An 18,522-nucleotide genomic window follows, 5' to 3' on the forward strand; every position below is an offset into this window, starting at 1 on the left:
CCCGGGCCGACGGCTCCGCCTCGGAACCCGCGCGCGAAAACCACACGTCCAGCCCCCTTGTCCTGCCGCATCGCAATAACGATACTGCCGGTTACGTAATCTCGTTCGTCGCGAGGAGGACTCCCATGCACGACGTCGCCACGGCTCAGGTGGCCCAGCCCCGGCCGGTCCTGGACAAGCCCCTGATGCACTACGGACGCCGGACCCTGGAGCGGCTCGCCCCCGGTGCCGCACCGACCGTGTTCGAGCTCCTCCGTGTGGAGCCGCTCACCCCGCACTTCGGCGCCGTCCTCTGCGGAGTCGACCTGACGCGGCCGATCACGGACCGGCTCGCCGCGGAACTGCGCCAGGCGCTGCTCGAATGGAAGGTGGTCTTCTTCCGCGGACAGCACGGCTTCACCCCCGAGCACCAGCTCGCGCTCTCCGCCGTCTGGGGCCGGCCCGAGATCAATCCCTTCTTCGCCAGGACCGGCACTGAGGGCATCTCACGCCTCGCCAAGGACGCGAAGGCGGCCGGGAACAAGAACATCTGGCACAGCGACCACTCGTTCATGGCCAACCCGTCGCTGGGCGCCGTCCTGCGCGCCGTGGAGGTGCCGGCTGCGGGCGGCGACACCATGTGGGCCGACATGGCGGCCGCGTACGACAACCTCCCCGGCGATCTGAAGGCGCGGATCGAGGACCTCACCGCGGTCCACGACTGGGAGGCGAGCTGGGGCGCCCTGATGAACGACGAACAGAAGGCCGCGTTCCGCTCCACCTGGCCGCAGGTCGAACACCCGGTCGTGGTGCGGCACCCGCGCAGTGGCCGCGGGACCCTGTACGTCAACGAGCCGTTCACGCGTCGCATCACGGGCCTGTCCGAGGCCGAGAACCGCGAACTGCTCGACATCCTCGTCCTTCAGGCGCGCATCCCGGAGTTCCAGGTGCGCTTCCGCTGGGAGCCCGACTCCATCGCGATCTGGGACAACATCGCCACCCAGCACTACGCGGTCAACGACTACTTCCCGCAGCGCCGGGTGATGGAGCGCATCGCCATCGCCGGGGTCCCGCTGTCCTGAGCCCGCCGGGCCCACCATCACCTCACGGAGTCGCCATGACCGCGGTACCGACCCTGCCCCAACTCCCCACAGTCGACGGCCGATCCACCGGCGGCGGCAGCCGGCGCGCCTGGACGGTGACCGCGCTGCTCGTGGTCTTCATGATGGTCAACTTCGCGGACAAGTCCGTCCTCGGCCTGGCCGCGGACGAGATCCGCGACGATCTCCATCTGAGTGCCACCCGGTTCGGGCTGGCCAACGGCGCGTTCTTCCTGCTGTTCTCCGTGGCAGCGATCGCCGTCGGGCTGGCCGCCGACCGGGTGTCGCCGAAACTGCTGCTTCTGGTGATGGCCCTGCTGTGGTCCGTCGCCCAGGTCCCCGCGGCGCTCGGCGGCGGCCTCGGCGTCCTGGTCGCCTCACGGGTTCTGCTCGGCGCGGCCGAGGGGCCCGCCTTCCCCGTCGCACAACAGGCCACTCTGGCCTGGTTCCCGGATCACCGGCGCAATCTGCCGGGTGCGCTGATCACCCTCGGCGTGACGCTCGGTGTGATCGTCTCGGCGCCCGGCCTGTCCTGGGTGATCCAACACCACGGCTGGCGGGCCGCGTTGTGGGTGCTGGCCGGCGCCGGTCTCGTCTGGGCCGTCGTGTGGAAGGCGTTCGGGGCGGACGCGGGAAGCCGTGGCGCCACGACGCCCGCGCGGTCGGAGGCGGACACCCGAGGCGCGGTTCCGTACCGGCGGATCTTCGCCAGCCGTACCTGGATCGGCGTCACGAGTGCCTATTTCAGCAGCTACTGGGCCGTCGCCCTGATGCTGGTCTGGCTGCCGTCCTACCTGCGCAACGCCCTCGGCTACTCCGCCGGTGAGGCCGGCACCCTCGTCGTCGCTCCGTGGACGATCGGAGCCGTCGCCCTGCTCGCGCAGGCCGGCATCACCGGACACCTGCTGCGTCGGGGCGTCCCCAGTCGCCGTGCGCGGGGCTGGGTCGGCGGGACCCTGCTCGGACTCGGCGCCCTCTGCTGCCTGGCACTGCCCCTGGTCGACGGCGCGGGCGCCAAGACGGCACTGGTCGCCGTCGGCTTCGGGCTCGGCGGCTCCTACGCCACCGTCGCCGCGACCACCGTCGCCGAACTCGCCCCGCCCTCGCGTGCCGGCGGCGCCCTGGGCGGCATGAACGCCGTGGTGACGACGGCCGGCCTCGCCGCACCCGCCGTCGTGGGCGCGCTCGTCGACACCCGGGGAACCGCCGGCTACCAGACCGCCATGGTCCTGTCCGGGCTGCTTCTCGCCCTCGGCGCCGCCGCGTCCTTCCTGCTCGTCGACCCCGTGCGCGACACTGCCCGTATGCACGACTGACCGGACCCGACCGATCCCGGCGCACCTGTTCCCGCACCCCCCACCGAAGGAGTTGCCCCCCTTGAGCACCGCACCCGCGCTCGACACCGCCCAACTCGACCTCGCGGTCGGCGAACTGCGCGCGCACGCCGACTCCTGGACGGCCACCTCCCTGGCGGAGCGCATCGGCCTGCTGGAACGGATGTTGCCGCGCATCGGTGCCGAGGCCCCGGCGATGGTTGCCGCCGCGGCCCACGCGAAGGGGTACGACGAACGGTCGGAATGGGCCACCGAGGACTGGGCGTCGGCTCCCTGGGCGCTCGCCCAGACCGTGAGCGCCTACCTGCACGTGCTGCGGCGCCTGCACGCGGGGAAGGACCCGGTCACCGCCGCACAGGCGCGTACGCACAACGACCGCACGGTGATACGGGTGTTCCCCGCCACCGCCTCCGACCGCCTGCTCCTCAACGGGTTCACAGCCGACGTGTGGACGGTGCCGGGCACCTCCCGGGAGCAGGCCCTGGAGCGGGCCGCGGGCGAGTACCGCGGACGGGCCGGCCGCCCCGCCGTCGCTCTCGTGCTCGGCGCCGGCAACATCGCGGCCATCACCCCGCTCGACATCCTGCACAAGCTCTACGCGGAGGGGCAGGTCGTCATCGCCAAGATGAACCCGGTCAACGCCTATCTCCGCCCCCACTTCGAGTCGGTGTTCGGCGAGTTCGTGGAACGCGGGCTGGTCCGCTTCGTCGACGGAGGCCAGGCGGAAGGCGCCCATCTGACCCGGCACGAGGGCATCGACGCCATCCATGTCACCGGCAGCGAACGCACCCACGACGCCATCGTGTGGGGCACCGACGAACAGGCACCGGAACGCCGCCGCGCCAACACGCCGCTCAACACGAAGCCGTTCACCAGCGAGTTGGGCGGCATCAGCCCCTGCATCGTGACACCGGGCCCCTGGAGCGCGGCCGACTTCCGCTTCCAGGCCGAACACATCGTCACCAGCAAACTCAACAACTCCGGCCACAATTGCGTGGCCAGCCAGATCCTGCTCGTCCCCCGCGACTGGGACGGCACGGAGCGTCTGCTGGCCGAGATCCGTCAGGTCCTGGGCCGTCTCCCCGCGCGGGGCGACTACTACCCCGGCGCCGAGACGCGCCTCAGCGCGGTCATGCTGGCCCACCCGGAGGCCGAGACCTACGGCGACGGCGAAGGTCGCGTGCTGGTCCCGGACGTCACCGACCCCGACGACCCGATGCTGACGGACGAGGTGTTCGCCAGTGCCCTGGGCGTCGTACGTCTCCCCGGGGCCGACGCTCCCGCATTCCTCGCGGCGGCAACGGAGTTCGCCAACGAGAAACTGCCCGGCACCCTGGGCGCCACCCTTCTCGTCCACCCCCGGACCGAGCGCGCGCACCGCGCCGCCGTGGACGGCGCCGTCACCGCGCTGCGCTACGGCACCCTCGGCGTCAACTGCTGGTCGGCCTTCGGCTTCCTCCTCGGCCACACCCCCTGGGGCGCCCACCCCGGCCACACACCCCAGGACATCGGCAGCGGCATCGGTTTCGTCCACAACACCTTCATGCTGGAGGACATCGAGAAGACCGTGCTCCGGGCCCCCTTCGCCCCCGCGCCCCGGGGACTGTTCACCGGCTCCCCCTCCCTGTCACCCCGCCCGCCGTACTACGTCACCAACCGCACCGGACGCACCACCCTGCGGCGCCTCACCGCGTACACGACGGATCCCGGATGGAGCCGCCTGCCGTCGATCTTCGCGTCGGCACTGCGTGGCTGAGGAAGGTTCGGGGCGGGGCCGCACGTGGTGGCCCCGCCCCTACGGCATTTCGCTTCCGCGTCCCGGGTGCGGTACGAAGTCGCAGTGAAGGATGAGACCGCGCCCCCGACCGTCCGTGTGTTCATCGCGCTCGCCCCGCCCGACCGGGCGAAGGAGGAGCTGGCCGCGGCGCTCGGCCCCGCCTACGTCTCGCACCCGGAGATGCGGTGGAACCGGGTCGAGGACTGGCACATCACCCTGGCGTTCCTGGGAGAACTGCCCGCCGACACGGTCCCCGATCTGCGGTCGCCGCTGGCCGGGCTCGCGGCGAAGCGCCCGTCGCCCGCTCTGGCCCTGCGCGGCAGCGGCACGTTCGACGATCGCGTGCTGTGGAGCGGGATCGACGGAGATCTCACCGAACTGCACGAACTCGCCGCCGACGTCCGTACCGCCGTACGCAACCGCGGGATCGCATTCGAGGAGCGGCCGCTCCGGCCGCACCTGACGCTGGCCCGCGCCCGCCGGGGAGACCACACCTCGGTACGCGAGATCGCCCAGGGGATCACCGACTTCACCGGCCGTCGATGGTCCGCCGAGCGACTGCACCTGGTCGCAAGCAACGCGATCCGCGGCCAAGGGCCTGTCCGCTACCGCGACATCGAGGCCTGGCCACTCGGCGGCACGAGTGAGGCCCCCGCCGCTCCCTGAGGGAGCACCTCGACACGCCTGCGCGTCCCGCGGGGAGCGGAGGACAACCCGGGTGCGAGCGGCCAGGTGGTGCTGAGAAACTCCTGGCATGCCGATCATCGACGTCTCGCCAGCAGTGTCCGTCGCGTACGAGACGTTCGGTGACCCCTCGGACCCCGCGGTCCTGCTCGTGATGGGTTTCAGCGCCCAGATGATCGCCTGGGACGACGGCTTCTGCCGTGCGCTCGCCGAGCGTGGCCGGTACGTGATCCGGTACGACAACCGCGACTGCGGGCTGTCCACGAAGTTCGACGATCATCCCGTCGACGTGGGCCGGTTCATCGGCGCGGTGAGTTCGGGGGACATCGCGGCCGCCGTCGCGATGGTGCCGTACACGCTGCGGGACATGGCGGACGACGGCCTCGGCCTGCTCACCGCGCTCGGCATCGAACAGGCCCATGTCGTCGGTTCGTCGATGGGTGGCATGATCGCCCAGACCATGGCCGTCGGCCGACCGGAACGCGTGCTGAGCCTGACGTCGATGATGTCCTCGACCGGCGAGCCCGAGTACGGCCGGCCGAGCGCCGAAGCCCAGGCGGTGCTCTTCGGCCCGAAGCCCTCGGACCGCGCGGGACACGTCGCGGCGGCCGAGCGCGAACTGGTGTGGGCGTCCAAGCGGTTCGGCAACGCCGCCGCGCTGCGGGACCTGGCCGCACGGAGCTTCGACCGCTCCTTCTACCCGGCCGGTGTCGGGCGACAGCTCGGCGCGATGATCCTCGCCGGCTCCCGGGCCGACGGCCTCCGCGCTCTCGATCTGCCGGCCTTGGTGATCCACGGCCTGGACGACACCCTCATCGACCCCAGCGGCGGGCGGCGCACCGCCGACCTCATCCCCGGATCGACCCTCCTCCTGGTCCCCGACATGGGCCACGACCGCCCGCGCGAGCTGTGGCCCACCCTGATCGATGCCCTGGCCGACCACACGGGTTGATGGACACCCGTCCCCGATGTCACCGTGCGTCGTTCACCCGATGCGGTGCGTTAGTTTTTCGTCTGCACGGGGCAAGATCGAGCAGGCCGTGTGCAAGGCGCGGCCGTCTGCACGTAGTCACAGAGGATGCACAGATGGCAACAGGTGTCGTGAAGTGGTTCAACTCGGAGAAGGGCTTCGGCTTCATCCAGCAGGATGACGGCGGTCCCGACGTGTTCGTGCACTTCTCCGCGATCCAGACGACCGGCTTCAAGGAGCTGGCCGAGGGCGCCAAGGTCGAGTACGACGTCAACCAGGGCCCCAAGGGGCCGCAGGCCGAGCAAGTGGTGCCCGTCTGATTCCGCTCCACCGAGTGGGCGCACCAGCCCCACGCTCACGAGGGCCATTTGCCGCCGGTCGGAGGCAGGTGGCCCTCGGGTCGTCGGAGGACAGGGCCGCCCGGCCTCATCCGGGCAGGGCGCTGATCTCGCCGCCGTCGGCGAAGAGGGTGGCGCCGTTGACGTAACTGCTGGCGGGGACCACCAGGAACGTCACGATCTCGGCTATCTCACGCGGGTCACCCGCCCGGCCTCGCGCGTTGACCCGATCCAACGCCTCCATCTGGTCGCCGAGCATGGCCGCGGTGCCCTCCGTGCGGACGGGTCCGGGCGAGACGGCGTTGACACGCACGCCGTGCGGGCCGAACTCGGTCGCCCAGTACCGGGTGAGGATCTCGACGCCCGCCTTGGACGCCGCGTAGGCCCCTCCGACCGGCGCCGGCATACGCGCCGCGCTGGAACTGACGGTCACGATCGCCCCGTGCCCCCGCCGGGCCATCCCGGGGGCGAGTGCGCCGACGAGCAGGAACGGGGCGCGTGTGTTGACCGCCACCTGCCGGTCGAAACTCGCGGCATCGGTCGCGGCGGTCGGCGCGAACTCGTAGAGACCGGCGTTGTTCACGAGGATGTCCACGCTCCCGGCCTCGGCCGCCAGTCGGGCCACATCGTCCGCATCCGCCAGATCGGCGCCGACGAACCGGGCCGCTCCAGCCTGCTGCTCGATCTCCTTCACGAGGGACTCCCCGCGGTCCCGGTCCCGCCCGTGGACGACGACCTCGGCTCCTTGCTCGGCCAGGCTCCGTGCCACAGCCCTTCCGATCCCCGATGTCGCCCCGGTCACCAGTGCCGTCCTGCCCCGCAGTGTGTCCATGTCATGCATGGCGATCCTCGATCTCTGTCTCGCACGAGTAGCGGTCCGCTGCGGCCCGTCGCGTCGTCCGATCGCGGCCGCATCCTCAAACCACTATGTGCCACAGATGTTCTGCTAGCAAGAACATCTGTGGCGCAGCACAGAGTGCTAGATTGGCGACATGAGTGCTACCAAGGGCGGCAGCAAGGGCACGCGACGGTCCACCGCGGACGAGGACATCACCCTCGACACCGACCTCGGGTGGGCCATCCGCATGGTCTCGTCGGCCTTTCGCCGGGTGGCGGGCGAGTCGGTGGCCGGCCTTCCGGGCGGGCCGCGCGGATACCTGGTCCTCGTCGCCCTGGCCGCGGGCGAGCCCCCTACGCAGCTGGCTCTCGCCCAGCAGGTCAGCCTCGACCGCACGGTGATGACGTACCTGCTGGACGACCTCGAGGCCGGGGAACTCATCGAGCGGCGGCCCGATCCACGCGACCGGCGTGCACGCCAGGTCGTGATCACCGACAAGGGACGCGACGAGCTGGCCCGTGCCCGGCGCGGCCTGGCCACGGCCGAGGGTCGCCTGCTGGCGGATCTCGACGAGTCGGACACCGCCGCCCTGCGCACCTTGCTGACACGCGTCGCCCACACCGCGCAGAGCGCCGCTCTCGGCCCCGACGAAAGCTGCTAGGGCCGAGGTCGACGTGCCGGACACCGCTGCCGCGCAGGCCGGACGCCGTCCGGACTCCGCATCCGAGCCGTCGTCCCGCCTCCGGGGAAAGAAGAATTCGCAGCCGTGTCGATCCGGGCGTCCTCCGTTCGACGTGCTGGTGTGGGGCTCTCCGCCCCGCGTGCGTACGCGACGCGACCTGACGAGGAGATCACGTGGATCAGCTGCTGAAAGTCATGAACTTCAATGTCTCAAGTGACGGAATCGGGGCCGGTGAGGACCAGACCCTCGAACGCCCCTTCGGCCTCCCCCATCCCGAACGGCTCTTCTCCTGGGCCGGCGCCACGGCGAGCTGGCCCATGCGCTCCGATCCCGGAGGCAGCCGTGGCCTGGACGACTACTTCACGCGGGACTTCGCGCACAACATCGGCGCCGAGATCATGGGCCGCAACAAGTTCGGCCCTCAGCGCGGGCCGTGGGAGGACCACGACTGGCGCGGCTGGTGGGGTGACGAGCCCCCGTTCCACACCCCGGTGTTCGTCCTGACCCACCACGAGCGCCCGTCGATCACGCTGTCCGACACCACGTTCCACTTCGTCGGCGGTGACCCGGCCACCGTTCTCGAACAGGCGCGGGAGGCGGCCCAGGGCAAGGATGTCCGGCTCGGCGGTGGGGTCACCACGGTCCGGCAGTTCCTCGACGCCGACCTCGTCGACACCCTGCACGTGGCGGTCTCGCCGCTGAAGCTCGGGACGGGTCTCCGCCTCTGGGATTCGCCCGAGGACCTGCTCGACCGGTTCCACCTCGACGTCGTGCCCAGCCCGAGCGGGGTGGTGCACCACCTGTTCTGGCGGCGCTGACACGGGACGGGGGCCCCAGCCTTCCGCTCCTCCCCCGGTGCCCCCCTCCCGTCGCCGCCCGCACGCGTGCCGCCGGAAGCACGAACACGGTGCGGCGAAGGGCGGAGCCGGGCGACGGCGGGCGTGCGCGGCAGCCGTAAATCGCTGGCGCGGCCGCCCGCCGCGGTGGAGGATCCCGGGAGTCCGGGGTGCCTGCGAGCGCCCGTCCCGCCTGACAGGTGGTCGTGATGACCGTTGCCGAACCGGAGACATCCGAGCCCCGGCCCGAGGTTCGCGCGACCGCGGGAAGGCTGCGCGGCGCCTGGGAGTCCGGCACGGCGGTCTTTCGCGGCATCCCGTTCGCCGAGCCCCCGGTCCACGGCCTGCGTTTCGCCGCGCCGCGACGCGTACGCGGCTGGAGCGGCGTGCGCGAGGCACTGGCGTACGGCCCGCCTCCCCCGCAGGGCGGCCACTTCGGCATGGACGCCTCCTCGCGGGAGGCACCGGGTGACGATTGGCTGACGGTCAATGTCTGGTCGCCCGATCCCGCCCCGGGCGCGGGACTGCCGGTGATGGTGTGGATCCACGGCGGCGCCTACGTGATCGGCACGTCCGGCCTCCCCGAGTACGACGGTGGCCGGCTCGCCCGCGACGGTGTCGTGGTGGTGACGTTCAACCACCGGGTGGGGATCGAGGGCTTCGCGCAGATCGAAGGGGCCCCCTCCAACCGGGGACTGCTCGACCAGATCGCCGCCCTCACCTGGGTGCGTGACAACATCCGGGCCTTCGGCGGCGACCCGGACCAGGTGACGGTCTTCGGTCAGTCCGCGGGCGCGGGATCCGTCGCCGCGCTGCTGGCGATGGACCGCGCGGCCGGACTGTTCCGCCGGGCCGTCGTGCAGAGCGCGACGGGCACGCTCTTCACGCCGGACCTCGCGGCCGACATCGCCGCCGCCTGCGCGGCGGAGCTGGGGCTGCGGCCCACGGTGGCCGAGCTGTCCGCCGTCGCCCCGCGCGAGCTGTCCGTCGCCGCCGACACGGTCGGCGCCAAGTTGGGTCAGTGGGAACGCCGTTGGGGCCTCGCCGCCTACCGGTCGATCGTGTTCTCGCCGGTCGTCGACGGCGAGTTCCTGACCGTCACGCCGTGGCAGGCCCTCGCGGACGGCGCCGGGCGCGGCATCGAACTCCTCGTCGGCCACACCCGTGACGAGCAGCGTCTGTTCACCGCCATCAGCGGCCTCCTCGGCGAGGTGGGCGAGGCGCAGGCGGAGACCGCCCTCGCCAAGCTGGCCCCCGGCACGGACGGCGCCCGCCGCTATCGCGAGGCCTTCCCGGCGGCGCGCCCCGACGAGCTGTACGAACTGGTCCATTCCGACTGGCTGTTCCGCATGCCGTCACTCCACCTCGCCGAGGCGCAGGCAACGGCCGGCGGGCGGGCGCACGTCTACGAGCTGACCTGGCCGGCCCCCGGCATGGGAGGTGTCCTCGGTGCCTGCCACGGCCTCGACGTGCCCCTCGTCTTCGGCAACCTGGATCGGGGACAGACCGTTCTGCTGATCGGCGAGACGCCTTCCCCCGAGGCCGAGGCGCTGTCCGCGCGCATGCGTGCCGCATGGACCTCGTTCGCGACCCACGGCGATCCCGGCTGGCCGGCGTACGACACGCGTCAGCGGCTCGTCCACCGCCTCGACGCGGAGTCCGCCGTCCTCGCCTACCCGGAGGAGTCCTCCCGCCGGATCTGGCGGGACCACACGTTCCCGCCCCTCCCCCTCGTCGGGGACTGAGCCCGTCGGACGACGGAACCCCGGCTCGCCACGGTCGGCCGGGACGTCGGGACGTCGGGCGGGCTGATGAACGGAACCGGCGGGCACCGGGTCACGCCGCCTCGACGAGGACGAGAGCGGCCGACGCTCAGGCGTGCCGAGCCGGTCGCAGCCCGTCCGCGACGAGGTCGAGATGCCGGGCGGTCTGTTCGGGCCTGATGCCCGAGACGGCGGCAAGAGAGACGCCGAGCAGCAGCGTGGTGAGGTCGTCGGGCGTGACGTCGGCACGGAGGGAGCCGTCCCGCGCGCCCGCCAGGAGCAGCGTCTCCACCGCTTCGACGATGCGTTCACGGGTGGGGATCACGGGCATCCTCCCCGCCGTGGGACCGGTGCGCGGGTCCCGGTACATGGCGTGCTTGGTCGCGGCGAAGGCGATGTAGCGGTCCATCCATGCCCGCAGCGCGGCCGGCGGCGGAAGTTCCTCGAGAAGCCGGGTCGCACAGGCGGCGACCTGGTCGAGCTCGTTCGCGAAGACGGCCTCCACCAGTGCGTCCCGGGTGGGGAAGTTGCGGTAGAGCGTCGCGATGCCCACGCCGGCCTGTTTGGCGACGGTCTCCAGGGCCACCGGTTCCGTCGCGGACGTGAACGCGGCCCGGGCAGCCTCGATGATCTTGTCGCGGTTGCGGCGCGCGTCGGCGCGGGGTGCGCGCTGCGCCCCGGGTTCCGGCGTGCCGGGGTTTCTGTCGGCGGAAGAAGCGTGCGCAGACAAAGTGGAGGATCCCTCCGTATGTGTTACGGTCGATATGGCGGAGGATTCCTCCACTTAGACCATGCTCTCACGCCTCTCCGAGGACGGACATCCCATGACCTCTCCCGCCCCGATCCCCTCGTCCCCCACCACGGCCACCGGCGCTCCGCGGGCCGGCGGCCCGGGCCGGCTCGGCGACCTCGTCGTCTCCCGTGTCGGTTTCGGAGCGATGCAGCTCCCGCGGCTGCGCGACGACCGCGCCGGCGCCCTCGCGATCCTGCGCCGCGTGGTCGAGCTGGGTGTCGACCACATCGACACCGCGCAGTTCTACGGCGACGGCTACTCCAACGACCTGATCCGCGAAGCGATCCGCCCCGAGGACGGCGTCACCGTCGTCAGCAAGGTGGGAGCCACACCCGACGCGGGCGGCCCGGTTCCGCTCCGCTACGCCCAGCACCCCGACGAGCTGCGCGCCGACGTCGAGGCCAACCTCAAGAGCCTCGGGCTCGACACGATTCCCCTCGTCAACCTTCGGCGCCCGACCACCAGCGGCTTCGGCCTGACGGTCACGCCCGACCAGGTCGTCGACCTCGACGATCAGCTCGCCGTGATGACCGGGCTGCGGGACGAGGGGAAGATCGGGGCCATCGGTCTGAGCACCGTCGGCCTCGACGACCTGAAGCGGGCTCTGCCGGCGGGGATCGCCTGTGTGCAGAACGCGTACAGCCTCCTGGCCCGCGAGGACGAGGACCTGGCGCGGACGTGCGCCGCCGAGAACATCGCCTGGGTACCGTACTTCCCGCTCGGCAGCGCGTTCCCCGGCCTCCCCAAGGTGTCCGAGCACCCCGTGGTGAAGGACATCGCCGACTCCCTCGGCGCCACCGCGGCCCAGGTCGGACTGGCCTGGCTCCTCCACCACACCCCCAACACGCTCCTCATTCCGGGCACCGCCGACGCCTCCCACCTGGAGGCCAACGTCGCCGCCGGAGCCGTCGTGCTCGACGCCTCCGCTCTCGCCGCGCTCGACGCCGTCACGGCGAGCTGACACAGGCGCCCGACTCCCGCACGCGGACCGGCTTCGCGCGGACCACCGCACGGGGCCGGTCCGCGTGCGGTGCGGGCTCCGAACGACCTGTGGCCGTGGCGCGTGACGCTCACCGCGCCGGACGGGCGGCGCCCGGCCGTCGGGCGGTGCGGGAACCGCTCAGCACACCGCTTGCGGCCCTGTCGAGAGCGGCTCCACAGAGGGCGGGCGAAGAGACGCCCACCCACGCCTACGCGCTCTCGTCGTCCACGACGAGGATGGCGCGGCTCGCCGCGAAGAGCCGGGCGCAGCGGCGCGTCATGGCTTCGGGCGACTCCTCCGGATGGCCGGCCCACCAGCGGACCAGCGCCGTACACAGGCCCCGCCATGCGTACTTGAGCGCGTCGGCGTCGAGCGGGTCGCCGGCTCCGGCCTCCTGAAGGAGCTCGGCCGTGCCGACCGCGGCGAGGTCGTCGACGGCCCCGCGGTAGTACGCCGCGCGTCGGGCGGCGGCACTCCCGGGTGGCAGTGTGCCGTCGTAGAGGACGAACCACGCCTCGCGCCGCCCGTCGAGGGCGGCGAACAGGGCGCCCATGACACGCAGGGGGGTGGATGCCGCATCCGTGGTCGCATGTCCGACCATCGCGTCGCGGATGGCTTCCAGCAGACCGTCACCGACCGGGTCCAGGCACGCGAGGTACAGCTCTTCCTTGCTCCCGAAGTAGTGGTGCACCAGCGGCTTCGTGACGCCGACGCGGGCGGCGACCGCGGCCACGGTGGTGGCCTCGTACCCATTGCGGCCGAACTCCTCGGTCGCGACGGCGAGCACCTGGCGTTCCCGCGCGGCCCTGGGGACGCCCTTGGTGCCGGCCTTCGAAGGGAGCGTTGTCATGGTCCGGATATTACCCTAGGGTAATTTTTCGTTGGGTCAATTCCCCGGACCTCGCTGGGAGCTCACGTATGTCCGCCACTCCGTCCGACCCCGGTCCGTCCCGCAGGCGCTCCTGGTGGGGCTGGGGCCATGTCGACGCCCACCCGGACGACGCCGAATGCATCGCCCTGGGCGCCCTGCTCCCCGGCACCCTGGCCCGTCCCCTCCCGATACCCCGGGTCTCCGACCTGGCCGTCGGCCGGCCCGCCGTGACCCCGCCGCCCTCCCTCGCCCACCTGGTGAGCGCCGATCCGGACGTGCGCGCCGCACACGCGATGGGCAAGGCGTACCGCGACGTCGTCCGGGCCCTCCGGGGCCGTCCCGGACGGATCCCCGATCTGGTCGCCCGGCCGACCGACGACCACGACGTCGTCGACCTGCTGGAGTGGGCCGGCGAACGGGGCGTCGCCGTCGTCCCCTTCGGCGGCGGCTCCTCGGTGGTCGGCGGCGTGGAGTACCGCGGCGACGCCCACGGCGCGGTGCTCTCGCTCGACCTGACCTCGATGGACCGGGTCCTGGAGATCGACACCGTCGGCCGCTCGGCGCGGATCCAGGCCGGCGCCCTCGGGCCCGTTCTGGAAGACCAGTTGCGACCCCACGGGCTCACCCTGCGGCACTTCCCGCAGAGCTTCGAGTTCTCCACTCTCGGGGGCTGGCTGGCCACCCGGGCGGGCGGTCACTACGCCACCGGCCGCACCCACATCGACGACTTCGTGCAGTCGATGAACGTCGTCACACCCGCCGGAGTCAGCACCTCGTGGCGTCTGCCCGCGTCCGGCGCGGGACCGTCGCCCGACCGCCTGTTCCTCGGCTCGGAGGGCACGCTCGGTGTCATCACCGAAGCGTGGATGAGGCTCCAGGAGCGGCCGCGGCACAAGGCCTCCACGTCGGTGGCCTTCGCCGACTTCCGGCAGGCGCTGGACGCGGTGCGCGCCGTCGCCCAGTCCGACCTCGCCCCGGCCAACTGCCGTCTCCTCGACCCCGGTGAGGCACTTCTGTCCGGGGCCTCACGCGACGGCTCGGCCGTCCTCGTCCTCGGGTTCGAGTCCGCGAGCGCGCCCGTCGACGACCGGCTCGCCGCCGCGCTCGACATGGCCCACGCCCACGGAGGCCGGGGCGGAACAACGACCGCGGACCGCGCGTCAAGGCCCGATTCGGCCGTGGGCGCCTGGCGGTCGGCGTTCCTACGCATGCCGTACCTCCGCGACGGACTGGCCCGGATGGGTGCCGTCGTCGAGACCTTCGAGACCGCCGCCACCTGGGACAGGATTCCCGCACTGATCGACGCCGTCCGCACCGAGGTCGGTGCGGCCGCCGTCAAGGCGACCGGCCATCCCGCCACCGTCAACTGCCGCCTGACCCATGTCTATCCCGACGGTGCGGCGCCCTACTTCACCGTGGCCGTCGCCGGTCGGCCGGGCGAGGAGATCGAGGTCTGGGACGACATCAAGGCGGTCGCCGGCGACGTACTGCACCGCCACGGCGCGACCGTCACCCACCATCACGCCGTGGGCCGCGACCACCGTCCCGCCTACGACCGCCAGCGTCCGGAGCCCTTCGCGAAGGTGCTCCGAGCCGCAAAGGAGGCGCTGGACCCCCACCACATCCTCAATCCGGGTGTTCTGATCGACTGACCGTGCGGCGACGGACGATCCGGGACGGGGACGCCGACCGGCCGAACCGCCCCCTCGCACGGGTGCCTTCGTCGGGCGGCGTCCCGCGGGCCGGTGAAACGTCTCGCGTACGCACCGTGTCCCTGGGAAGATCTGCGGGTGTATCGCATACGTCGCCGGGGCGCGGCTCTGATCGTTCTGCTGTTCGCGGCGTTCCTCCCGTCCACGGTGACAGCGCAAGCCGCCACCCCGGCGGTCGAGTTGAGGGTGCCGCACACGGCGTACCTGACCAAGCGAGGTGTGAGCCCCAGCGGGGGCGTCCGTCTGTGGCTCGCCCCGCAGCCGGGGGCGGGACAGGCCGCGCAGACCGACGTGACCCTGACGGTCGACGCGTCAGGCCTGGAGGGCATCGCCCGTCTGCGCACCCGCCGCGCCTGCGGAGAGCACGCCTTCGGCACGACCGACGTCGTCCGGTGCACGCTCGGCACCCTCACACGCGGCAAGGACACCTACCCGGACGGGATCTACATCGAAGCCGTCGAGGGCGTCCGCCGTGGCAGTCACGGCACGATCCGCTACACCTTCAGCGCGCCCGGCACCGAGGACGCGGTCTTCGAGACGGACGTCTGGATCGAAGGCCCCGATCTTCGCGCACGGGTGGAGAAGCCTCGTACGGGAGACCCGGCGGGCGAGACCTTCGGCTTCACCCCACGGATCCGCAACGCGGGCAGGTTCCCGGCCCAGGGCTTCGGCGTGAAGTTCGCCGCCGCACAGGTCACCTTCCCGGTGCAGTACAGCAATTGCCGGTACGCCGCGGAAGGACCCGGGCTCTACGCGGACTGCTGGTTCGACCAACCGCTGGCGCCCGGGCAGGCGTACGAGTTCACCGCGCCCGTCTCCGTCGGCGTTCCGGACACGATGGTGAACGGCAGCTTCAGCTACGCCCCGTACCTCCAGGGGATGACAGGGAACGCGGAGGAGGATCCCGGCGCCACCGGGACCGACCCCGCTCTGCGGCAGGGCACGGGAACGGAGTTGAGGGTGCGCCCCATCGACGCCGGGGCCGGCTCGTTCGTCGACAAGTACAACCTCGGCGAGATCCGGATGCACACCTCGCAGACCACCGACCTGCGGGTGAGCGCCGAGGCCGTGGTGGGCACGACCGGTGGCACGGACGAGGCCACGTTCCGGGTCGACAACGCCGGACCGGGCCGTATCTCGGGCACGGTGCTGCGCATCACCGTCCCGGAAGGCCTGAGCGTGGTCCGGCCCACACCGCCGCCGGACCCCGACAACGAGTCGGAGTGGCAGTGGGAATGCGCCGCTGCCGGCCGGCGCGTCTACACCTGCCGACCTCCGAATCCGTTGGAGCCGGGCGACACCTGGCAGACGACGCTGGAGTTCCGCATCGACCGGCGGGTACGCGGGGCCGAGGGACTCCTGGAAGCGGTACAGGATGCGAAGCGGCCCGCGAACGACCCGCACCTGGCGGACAACACGGCTTCCTTCGCCGTGCGTTCCACGGGCGGTCCACTCGTCGAGCCGTCCGAGCCGAGCGCGCGATCGCTCGCGGCCTCCACCGGGCGGGACGGGGACGACGACGGCTCCCACCTCACGGTGGCCCTGGCGTTCGCGGCGTGCCTCGTCGGTGGCGCCCTGGTTCTCGGGCTTCGCGCGAGGGCGGTCCGCCGCAGGACCGACGCCGACGGCCCGGGCGAGGACAGCCACTGACGGACGCGGGGGCGGTCCGCGTCCCCGCCGTGCCCCGCGGCGTCCGGCCGTTCGCGGAGACATTGTCGGAGCCCCGCCCTACAGTCGAATGCATGGCACTCTCACGTGAAGAACGCGAAGCCTTCCTGGCCCAGCCGCACGTCGCCACGCTCGGCGTCGCCGCCGGGGAGGACCGTGGACCGTTGCTGGTACCGATCTGGTACGACTACGAGCCCGGCGGGATGCCCTGGATCCTCACCGGCGCGGACTCCCGCAAGATGAAGCTGATCAAGGCGGCCGGCCGTTTCAGTCTGCTCGTGCAACGCGTCGAGCCCACTCCTCGCTATGTCTCCGTCGAAGGTCCCGTCGCCGAGGTCACCGAACCCGCCGCGGGCGTGCACCGCGAACTCGCCGCCCGCTACCTGTCCGGCGAGGCGCTCGACACGTACACGGCTTGGGCCGAGTCCCAACTCGACGACCACGTGGTGGTCCGGATGCGTCCGACGCACTGGACGGGCACCGACCTCGGCTCGATCGGCTGAGACACCCGGGACGCGCATCCCGAGCCGGTACGGCGGCACCGCGTCCTCGGAGACGCGTGCCGGGCCCCACGCAGCGGGCCCGGCACGCGTCTTCGAGCGAGGTCACCTCCTCGGTCACCCCGTGACGCCGTCCGGCCTGCCTCAGTCGCTGGTCAGCGTTCCGCCGTACTTCAGCGCGCTCGAAGGAGACGGCAGACCGAGCTTCGCGGGGGTGAACACGGAGGAGCCGTCGGGAGAGGCTGCCGGAAGCACCCAGACTCCGCCCGATCCGGTGTTCTCGCCGGGCGAGCCGACCGCGATGTCCGCCGCGCCGTCATGGTCGTAGTCGCCCGTCGCGACCGCCGCCCCGAACGCGTCGCCCGCCTCCGCGGCGCCGGGAACACCCGGGGTGTTCTGCTGGTAGGCCACCGAACGGGCCTCGCCGTGCGCGTCGACGAGTCCGGTCGGACCGCCCAGGAGCAGGGTCGCGGCGCCCGCCTGCGCGCGGCTGCCGATAGCCTCGCCCGGGGCACCGGCGATCAGGTCGTCGCGGCCGTCGCCGTCGACGTCGGCCGCGACGAGCGCCGCACCGAAGTGGTCGGCGGCCTCGGCGACGCCCCGCACACCGGCGGTGTCCTGGTTGAGGGTCTGCCGGCGGTAGCCGAAGTTCCAGGGGATGCCGGCGCCGTAGTGGATGTGGATGCCGCCGCCCTCGGCGAGCTCCTCCGGGCCACAGGGGTCGTCGATGTTCTCGTCGGCTATCTCCCGGCACTCGCCGAGGGCGAGGTCGTCGTGGCCGTCCCCGTCGAAGTCGCCCGCGGCCAGCGCGGAGACGCCGGCGTTGTCGGTGTTCCAGAAGTTGGCGAGCGACTTCTCCTCGGGGGACCAGCTCCACAGGCGTACGTGGGACTGGGTGAACGGAGCCGTGGACCAGTACCCGGTGGCGAGGTCGGGGACGCCGTCGTCACTGCCGTCGAAATCGCCGGCCGCCAGGACGGGCGCGCGTCCGCCCATGGCGCCGGTGAACACGGTGGTCGCGGGACCGCCGCCCCGCTTGAGCACGACCTCGTCCGTCGCGCCGATCGCGACGTCCGTGGTGCCGTCGCCGGTGAAGTCGGCGGCCACCAGGGACTTTCCGTAGGCGGCGGAGGACCCGGGGCCGTTCTGGACGGTGGCGCCGGTACCCAGGCCACCGTGCGCGCCGTACAGGACGGAGACGGTGCCCGCGTCGGCGCCGACTCCGTCGATGTCCTCACCGGGGACGCCGATGACCACGTCCGCCCTGCCGTCGCCGTTCACGTCGGCCACGGACACCGCGGCGCCGAACCGGTCGCCCTTCTCGGGGGTGCCGGGGATACCGGGTCTCGCCTGGGTGATCCGGGTGTCGCCGCGCGTTCCGAGCCCTTTCGCCCCGCCCCAGACGATGTCGACGTATCCGGCCTTGGCCTTTCCGTCGACGGCGCCGTCCGGCACTCCGACGGCGAGGTCGGCGAAGCCGTCGCCGTCGAGGTCACTGGCGAACGCCTTCGGGACAGCCGCGCTCGCGGGCGGGGCGAGGATCGGGCCGGCGGTGGCCGAGACGGCGACCGTCACTGCTATGGCGTACGTCCGTATGCGCACGGGGGCTCCAACTCGGTTCGCAGACACAGGGGGCACTCCTGTGACAGCCGAGAGGGGGCTGAGGTTGTGCGGGGATTGCCGCGGGGTTCACCT

At 72.1% G+C, this 18,522-nt stretch carries 17 protein-coding genes; 13 read left to right on the forward strand and 4 right to left on the reverse strand.

Going from position 1 to position 18,522, the window contains the following annotated elements; genetic code table 11:
• The first annotated feature begins 125 nt into the window (after positions 1 to 125).
• The 6 genes from B0675_RS27925 to B0675_RS27950 all read left to right on the forward strand — a co-directional run bounded on the left by B0675_RS27925 (position 126) and on the right by B0675_RS27950 (position 6,164).
• Positions 126 to 1,061 carry a TauD/TfdA family dioxygenase gene (locus B0675_RS27925; RefSeq protein WP_081222369.1) on the forward strand — a complete coding sequence of 312 codons (936 nt, stop codon included), beginning with the start codon at positions 126 to 128 and terminating at the stop codon, positions 1,059 to 1,061.
• Positions 1,062 to 1,096: 35 nt separating this feature from the next.
• Positions 1,097 to 2,395 (forward strand): MFS transporter, encoded by a 1,299-nt coding sequence (locus B0675_RS27930; protein WP_081222370.1) that lies wholly within the window; start codon positions 1,097 to 1,099, stop codon positions 2,393 to 2,395.
• Positions 2,396 to 2,456: 61 nt separating this feature from the next.
• Entirely contained in the window at positions 2,457 to 4,169 is a 1,713-nt protein-coding gene (locus tag B0675_RS27935) for an aldehyde dehydrogenase family protein (protein ID WP_081222371.1), read from the forward strand.
• A gap of 84 nt (positions 4,170 to 4,253) precedes the next feature.
• On the forward strand, positions 4,254 to 4,856 hold the full coding sequence (thpR, locus tag B0675_RS27940) for an RNA 2',3'-cyclic phosphodiesterase (RefSeq protein WP_081222372.1): 603 nt from the start codon (positions 4,254 to 4,256) through the stop codon (positions 4,854 to 4,856).
• Positions 4,857 to 4,944: 88 nt separating this feature from the next.
• Positions 4,945 to 5,826, forward strand: coding sequence for an alpha/beta hydrolase (locus B0675_RS27945; protein ID WP_081222373.1), 882 nt, complete (start codon positions 4,945 to 4,947; stop codon positions 5,824 to 5,826).
• Between the two features lie 134 nt (positions 5,827 to 5,960).
• Positions 5,961 to 6,164, forward strand: coding sequence for a cold-shock protein (locus B0675_RS27950; protein WP_081222374.1), 204 nt, complete (start codon positions 5,961 to 5,963; stop codon positions 6,162 to 6,164).
• Between the two features lie 106 nt (positions 6,165 to 6,270).
• Here the strand turns inward: B0675_RS27950 and B0675_RS27955 are convergent, their stop codons facing one another.
• Positions 6,271 to 7,023 carry an SDR family oxidoreductase gene (locus B0675_RS27955; RefSeq protein ID WP_081222375.1) on the reverse strand — a complete coding sequence of 251 codons (753 nt, stop codon included), beginning with the start codon at positions 7,021 to 7,023 and terminating at the stop codon, positions 6,271 to 6,273.
• A 151-nt stretch (positions 7,024 to 7,174) separates the two neighbouring features.
• On the opposite strand from B0675_RS27955, the gene B0675_RS27960 reads away from it, so the two are divergent.
• The 3 genes from B0675_RS27960 (at position 7,175) to B0675_RS27970 (ending at position 10,283) form a co-directional block, all read left to right on the forward strand.
• Positions 7,175 to 7,681 (forward strand): MarR family winged helix-turn-helix transcriptional regulator, encoded by a 507-nt coding sequence (locus B0675_RS27960; protein WP_081222376.1) that lies wholly within the window; start codon positions 7,175 to 7,177, stop codon positions 7,679 to 7,681.
• Positions 7,682 to 7,875: 194 nt separating this feature from the next.
• Positions 7,876 to 8,520, forward strand: coding sequence for a dihydrofolate reductase family protein (locus B0675_RS27965; RefSeq protein ID WP_081222377.1), 645 nt, complete (start codon positions 7,876 to 7,878; stop codon positions 8,518 to 8,520).
• Between the two features lie 227 nt (positions 8,521 to 8,747).
• Complete coding sequence (locus B0675_RS27970; protein WP_081222378.1) at positions 8,748 to 10,283, forward strand: carboxylesterase family protein; 1,536 nt, start codon at positions 8,748 to 8,750, stop codon at positions 10,281 to 10,283.
• A 127-nt stretch (positions 10,284 to 10,410) separates the two neighbouring features.
• On the opposite strand, the gene B0675_RS27975 is transcribed toward B0675_RS27970, so the two are convergent.
• Complete coding sequence (locus B0675_RS27975; RefSeq protein ID WP_081222379.1) at positions 10,411 to 11,031, reverse strand: TetR/AcrR family transcriptional regulator; 621 nt, start codon at positions 11,029 to 11,031, stop codon at positions 10,411 to 10,413.
• 94 nt (positions 11,032 to 11,125) lie between these two features.
• Between B0675_RS27975 and B0675_RS27980 the strand changes: the two genes are divergently transcribed.
• Positions 11,126 to 12,055, forward strand: a complete 930-nt coding sequence (locus B0675_RS27980) for an aldo/keto reductase (protein ID WP_081223929.1) — start codon at positions 11,126 to 11,128, stop codon at positions 12,053 to 12,055.
• 229 nt (positions 12,056 to 12,284) lie between these two features.
• Here B0675_RS27980 and B0675_RS27985 read toward each other — a convergent pair whose 3' ends face one another.
• A complete protein-coding gene (locus B0675_RS27985; protein WP_081222380.1) occupies positions 12,285 to 12,926 on the reverse strand; it encodes a TetR/AcrR family transcriptional regulator in 642 nt (213 codons plus the stop codon).
• A 68-nt stretch (positions 12,927 to 12,994) separates the two neighbouring features.
• On the opposite strand from B0675_RS27985, the gene B0675_RS27990 reads away from it, so the two are divergent.
• The 3 genes from B0675_RS27990 (at position 12,995) to B0675_RS28000 (ending at position 16,830) form a co-directional block, all read left to right on the forward strand.
• Positions 12,995 to 14,599: an FAD-binding oxidoreductase gene (locus tag B0675_RS27990; protein WP_081222381.1), complete on the forward strand. Its 1,605-nt coding sequence runs from the start codon at positions 12,995 to 12,997 to the stop codon at positions 14,597 to 14,599.
• Between the two features lie 138 nt (positions 14,600 to 14,737).
• Positions 14,738 to 16,309 carry a hypothetical protein gene (locus B0675_RS27995; RefSeq protein WP_081222382.1) on the forward strand — a complete coding sequence of 524 codons (1,572 nt, stop codon included), beginning with the start codon at positions 14,738 to 14,740 and terminating at the stop codon, positions 16,307 to 16,309.
• A gap of 92 nt (positions 16,310 to 16,401) precedes the next feature.
• The gene (locus tag B0675_RS28000; protein ID WP_081222383.1) at positions 16,402 to 16,830 is read left to right on the forward strand and encodes a pyridoxamine 5'-phosphate oxidase family protein; all 429 of its coding nucleotides are present in this window, start codon (positions 16,402 to 16,404) and stop codon (positions 16,828 to 16,830) included.
• Between the two features lie 141 nt (positions 16,831 to 16,971).
• On the opposite strand, the gene B0675_RS28005 is transcribed toward B0675_RS28000, so the two are convergent.
• Positions 16,972 to 18,429, reverse strand: coding sequence for an FG-GAP-like repeat-containing protein (locus B0675_RS28005; RefSeq protein WP_241540033.1), 1,458 nt, complete (start codon positions 18,427 to 18,429; stop codon positions 16,972 to 16,974).
• Between the last annotated feature and the right edge of the window lie 93 nt (positions 18,430 to 18,522).

The organism is Streptomyces sp. M41(2017), from assembly GCF_002078175.1.
Taxonomy (GTDB): Bacteria; Actinomycetota; Actinomycetes; order Streptomycetales; family Streptomycetaceae; genus Streptomyces.

Excerpts from the sequence above, each read along its gene's own strand:
- B0675_RS27985 (WP_081222380.1), bottom strand. The coding sequence starts at position 12,926 with ATGACAACGCTCCCTTCGAAGGCCGGCACCAAGGGCGTCCCCAGGGCC.
- B0675_RS27960 (WP_081222376.1), top strand. The coding sequence starts at position 7,175 with ATGAGTGCTACCAAGGGCGGCAGCAAGGGCACGCGACGGTCCACCGCG.
- B0675_RS27945 (WP_081222373.1), top strand. The coding sequence starts at position 4,945 with ATGCCGATCATCGACGTCTCGCCAGCAGTGTCCGTCGCGTACGAGACG.
- B0675_RS27930 (WP_081222370.1), top strand. The coding sequence starts at position 1,097 with ATGACCGCGGTACCGACCCTGCCCCAACTCCCCACAGTCGACGGCCGA.
- B0675_RS27955 (WP_081222375.1), bottom strand. The coding sequence starts at position 7,023 with ATGCATGACATGGACACACTGCGGGGCAGGACGGCACTGGTGACCGGG.
- B0675_RS27950 (WP_081222374.1), top strand. The coding sequence starts at position 5,961 with ATGGCAACAGGTGTCGTGAAGTGGTTCAACTCGGAGAAGGGCTTCGGC.
- B0675_RS27970 (WP_081222378.1), top strand. The coding sequence starts at position 8,748 with ATGACCGTTGCCGAACCGGAGACATCCGAGCCCCGGCCCGAGGTTCGC.
- B0675_RS27990 (WP_081222381.1), top strand. The coding sequence starts at position 12,995 with ATGTCCGCCACTCCGTCCGACCCCGGTCCGTCCCGCAGGCGCTCCTGG.
- B0675_RS28000 (WP_081222383.1), top strand. The coding sequence starts at position 16,402 with ATGGCACTCTCACGTGAAGAACGCGAAGCCTTCCTGGCCCAGCCGCAC.
- B0675_RS27925 (WP_081222369.1), top strand. The coding sequence starts at position 126 with ATGCACGACGTCGCCACGGCTCAGGTGGCCCAGCCCCGGCCGGTCCTG.
- B0675_RS27980 (WP_081223929.1), top strand. The coding sequence starts at position 11,126 with ATGACCTCTCCCGCCCCGATCCCCTCGTCCCCCACCACGGCCACCGGC.